This window comes from uncultured Romboutsia sp. (genome assembly GCF_958366745.1).
Classification (GTDB): Bacteria; Bacillota; Clostridia; order Peptostreptococcales; family Peptostreptococcaceae; genus Romboutsia; species Romboutsia timonensis.
Genome location: NZ_CATXCO010000177.1, coordinates 1 through 5,045, shown reverse-complemented (window position 1 = coordinate 5,045; position 5,045 = coordinate 1). Strand labels below are relative to the sequence as shown.

Sequence of the window (5,045 nt, the reverse complement as noted above, 5' to 3'; positions counted from 1 at the left end):
AACACTGAATACTCAACAGTTAAGTTTGGTTTACTATCCGCAAATGATAAATTATTTATATTAAAAACGGGCAAGAAGGTTATAAGAAGTGTAAGTATAAATGAAAAAATTTTTTTCATAAAATAACCTCCAAAATAAAATATTATATTTTAGTATAACATACTTTGGTCAATAATCAAAACATAGAGAGGTGATGAAATGAAAAAATGGAAAATAATAATACTCGTGCTGATATTACTATTTAGTATATATAAAGTAATAGATAGCAAAAATTTAGATATAAAAGATAATGTTTATATTGTTAGTCAAAGTGATGTTCATGAAAAGAAATCTATATCTAATAATATATCTGATGAAAATGATAACCAAGAGAAAGAAAAGATAAAAATAGAAAATATAAATAAAAAAACTATAACTGTATTTATTAGTGGAGAAGTAAAAAATCCTGGAGTTGTTACTATAGATGCTGAAAAAAGGTTATCTGATGCAGTTAATGAATTAGGAGGAACCACAGAAAATGCAGATTTAAACAAAGTTAATTTAGCAATGAAGCTCAAAGACGAATCTCATTATATAATACCTAAAATAGGTGATAATTTAGAAAGTTATAATAGTGAAACATTTGAAAATGATATAGAGAATGATTTAAATAATAAAAATAATTTAATAAATATAAATACAGCAAGTATACAAGAGTTAGATACACTTCCAGGCATTGGAGAGGCTACTGCTAATAAAATTGTAAATTATAGAGAAGAAAAAGGAAAGTTTAACTCAATAGAGGAGATAAAAAATGTAAATGGTATAGGTGATAAAAAATATGAAGAACTAAAAACTCTAATAAGCATAGAGTAATAGATTATAATGATAAGAAATATTTCTAATAAAGTATAAAAAATATGTTATTATAAGTAATGTATAAATTAGGGAGAGGAGAGGTAATAGTGGAAAAATTAAAAAGACTAACAGAAATGACGACATCAGGTGGTTGAGCAGCCAAAATTGGGCCAGAGGTTCTGGCTTCAGTATTATCACAACTTCCTAAAAATGAAAATAATAATAATTTGCTAGTAGGTTTAGATACTGCAGATGATGCAGCAGTTTATAAACTAAATGATGAAACAGCATTAATTCAAACTTTAGACTTTTTTACTCCAATGATAGATGATCCTTATATATTTGGACAGATAGCAGCTGCTAATTCATTGTCAGATGTATATGCTATGGGAGGAAAGCCTATAGTTGCAATGAATATAGTATGTTTTCCATCATGTCATGATATGAATATATTAGCAGAAATTTTAAAAGGTGGATTTGATAAAGTTAAAGAAAGTGGCGCTCTTTTAGTAGGAGGTCATACTGTAGATGATAAAGAGCCTAAATACGGTCTTTCTATATCAGGAATCGTTCATCCTGAAAAAGTATTGTCAAATGCAACAGCTAGAGTTGGTGATAAATTAATTCTAACAAAGCCTATAGGTGTAGGTATATTAAACACAGCTATGAAAGAAAATCTTGTTTCGAAAGAAATTTCTGATAAGGTCATAGAAGTTATGGTGCATTTAAATAAATATGCAGCTAAGAGTTTTGACTATATAAAAGTAAATTCTGTAACAGATATAACGGGATTTGGTTTACTTGGTCATGCTTTAGAAATGGCTAAGGCGTCAAATGTAAGTATAGAAATAAATTCAAAAGATGTTCCTATATTAGATGGAGCTATTGATATGGCGAATATGGGAATTATTCCAGCTGGAATGTATAGAAATAAAGAATATATTTCAAAAGATGTAAATATCATAGATGTGGATACAGCAATAGAAGATATTTTATATGACCCGCAAACATCAGGAGGACTTTTAATATCAGTAAAAGAAGAATTAGCAGATAAATTAGTTGAAAATATGAAATCAAATGGATCTATAGAAGCAAAAATAATAGGAAGTGTAAAAAAGAAAGAAGAGAAATATATTACGGTTATATAATAACCGTATTTTTATATACTAAGATAATATATTTTATAAATAAAAAATAAGTTAAACTAAGTTTAATATATTAAATTTAGTTTAACTCATTAACTATATAGGTAAATTATAAAATATAGATGATAAATACAAACAAACATAGAAAGAGTGATTATATTGGATAAGAGAAAGTTATTTTCTAAATTACCTTCAGTAGATGAGGTTTTAGGAGATAGTAAAATAGTAAATATTATATCTGAATACCCGAGAGATTTAGTAATAGAAGGTATTAGAGAAGCTATAGATGTTAATAGAAAAAGTATAATAAACTTAAAAGAAAATATACATGATTTTGATATTTCTATTGATGACATAGTAAATGATACAATATGCAGAGTTCGGTTAAAATATGAATTATCGTTAAAAAAAGTTATAAATGCTACAGGTGTAGTTATACATACTAATTTAGGTAGGTCTTTACTTAGTGAAAGCATAAAAAATGAAGTACTAAATACAGCATTTAGATATTCTAATTTAGAGTATGATATAGATAAAGGAGAAAGAGGATCTAGATATTCTAACTTAACTGAAACTATAAAAAGAATTACAAATGCAGAAGATGTTTTAGTAGTTAATAACAACGCAGCAGCAGTTCTTCTTGTTTTAAGTACTTTAGCTAAAAGTAAGGAAGCGATAGTTTCAAGAGGAGAACTTGTTGAAGTTGGAGGTTCTTTTAGAATACCAAGTATAATGGAGCTTAGTGGAGCTAAGCTAGTAGACGTAGGAGCTACAAATAAAACTCATTTAAATGACTATGAGGAGGCTATAAATGAAGAAACAGGTGTTTTAATGAAAGTTCACACTAGCAACTATAAAATATTAGGATTTACAGAAAGTGTAGAGATAAGAGAATTAAAAAAGCTAGGTGAAAAATATAATTTACCTGTTATAGAAGATTTAGGTAGTGGTGTATTTATAGATTTGTCTAAATATGGATTGTCTTATGAACCAACAGTATTAGACTCTTTAAAAAATGGAGCAGATATAGTTACATTTAGTGGGGACAAAATGCTTGGAGGACCTCAAGCTGGTATAATTGTTGGTAAAAAAGAGTACATAGATAAAATGAAAAAAAATCAGCTTACAAGAGCTTTAAGAGTTGATAAACTTACTATTTGTGCACTTGAAGCTACTCTTAGAATGTATTTAGATGAAGAAAAAGCAATAAAGGAAATACCTACCCTTAGAATGTTAACTTATAAGATATCAGAACTAGAGGAAAAAGCTAAGTGTTTATATGATAAAATAATTGACAAAAATATAGATGCTAATATTTTTATAGAAGATGGACTATCTCAAGTAGGTGGAGGCTCTATGCCATTAGAAACAATAAAAACAAAAGTAGTAGCTATAACCCCTAAAAATATGAGTGTGTCATCTTTAGAAAAGAAATTGAGATTAAGTAATTCACATATAATAGCTAGAATATATGACAATAAATATATATTAGATGTAAGAACTATCTTTGAAGAAGAATTTGAAATTATAGCTAATGAGCTAAAAAAGGTTTTAAATTAATACTTTAACTAGGGGGCAGCATATGAAAAATGTAATAATAGGAACAGCAGGTCATATAGACCATGGAAAGACAACGTTAATAAAAGCGCTTACAGGAAGAGAAACAGATACCCTAGAAGAAGAAAAAAGAAGGGGTATATCTATAAATCTTGGATTTACATATTTTGATTTACCAAGCAATAAAAGGGCAGGTATAGTTGATGTACCAGGTCATGAAAAGTTTATAAAAAATATGTTAGCAGGAGCAGCTGGAATAGATATTGTACTATTTGTAGTAGCTGGTGATGAAGGTGTTATGCCACAGACTATTGAGCATTTAGATATATTATCTTTTTTAAATGTGAAAAAAGGAATTATAGTACTTACAAAATGTGATGTGGTTGACAATGAGTTTATAGAACTTGTTAAGGATGATATTAGAGAAAAAACTAAAGGCACTTTTTTAGATAATGCAGAAATTGTAGAAGTAGACTCAATATCAAGAAATGGAATAGATAATCTTGTTAAAAAAATAGATGATATGAGTAATGATATAGATGATAAAAATGAAAACTCACCAGCTAGACTTAATATAGATAGAGTATTTTCTGTAAAAGGATTTGGTACAGTTGTTACAGGAACATTACTAGAAGGAAAAATAAGCATAGATGATGACTTAGTTATTTATCCTAATAACTTAAAGACAAAGATAAGAAGTATACAAGTTCATGGACAAAGTGTTGAAACTGCATATGCAGGTCAAAGAACAGCTATAAATATAGCTAATATAAAAGTTGAAGAATTAAAAAGAGGAGATGTTTTAGCGGCACCAAACTCTTTAGAAGAATCTATGATGTTAGATGTTAAATTATCTTTAGTTAAACACACTAATAAAAATTTAAAACATTGGGATAGATTAAGGCTTTATCATGGAGCTAGAGAAATATTGTGTAGGGTGGTTCCGCTAGATAAAGAGATTACTAAATCTGGAGAAAGCTGTTATGCACAACTTAGATTAGAAGAGAGTATAGTAGCTAAAAAATTAGATAATTTCGTACTTAGAAATTACTCACCACTTGAAACTATAGGTGGGGGAATTATTATAGATACGAAGCCTAAGAAACATAAAAAGTTTGATGAAAATGTTATAAGTTCTCTTAAAATAAAAGAAAAAGGAGCACTTGAAGATATATTAGAACAGTATCTTAAAAATAATTTGAAATCATATAAAACATTAAAAGATATAATGAGTTATACTGGAGAAAATGAAGAGCTTGTTATAAATGCTATAGATAAGTCAATAAAAGAAAATAAAGTTGTAAATATAAATAATATATATGTACATACAAATCAATATGAAAATTTAAAAAAATTAATAGTAGAGCTTTTAACTACATATCATAAAAAGTATAGACTTAGAAGTGGTGTATTAAAGGAAGAAGTAAGATCTAAGGTTGAAAGTAAATTTAAAACAAAAGAAATGGATATACTACTTGAGAAATTACAAAATGAAAAAGTTATAAA

General features: G+C 27.4%; 4 protein-coding genes. All 4 read left to right on the top strand.

What is annotated here, in order from left to right; genetic code table 11:
• The first annotated feature begins 198 nt into the window (after positions 1–198).
• Positions 199–855 carry a DUF655 domain-containing protein gene (locus Q5F54_RS10490; RefSeq protein WP_302334394.1) on the top strand — a complete coding sequence of 219 codons (657 nt, stop codon included), beginning with the start codon at positions 199–201 and terminating at the stop codon, positions 853–855.
• 59 nt (positions 856–914) lie between these two features.
• Positions 915–1,985, top strand: a complete 1,071-nt coding sequence (gene selD / locus Q5F54_RS10485) for a selenide, water dikinase SelD (RefSeq protein ID WP_302334393.1) — start codon at positions 915–917, stop codon at positions 1,983–1,985.
• Positions 1,986–2,141: 156 nt separating this feature from the next.
• On the top strand, positions 2,142–3,542 hold the full coding sequence (gene selA / locus Q5F54_RS10480; protein ID WP_331562743.1) for an L-seryl-tRNA(Sec) selenium transferase: 1,401 nt from the start codon (positions 2,142–2,144) through the stop codon (positions 3,540–3,542).
• Positions 3,543–3,564: 22 nt separating this feature from the next.
• Positions 3,565–5,045 (top strand): selenocysteine-specific translation elongation factor (gene selB / locus Q5F54_RS10475; protein WP_302334391.1); only part of this gene is annotated, 1,481 nt, incomplete at its 3' end.

Excerpts from the sequence above, each read along its gene's own strand:
- Q5F54_RS10490 (WP_302334394.1), top strand. The coding sequence starts at position 199 with ATGAAAAAATGGAAAATAATAATACTCGTGCTGATATTACTATTTAGT.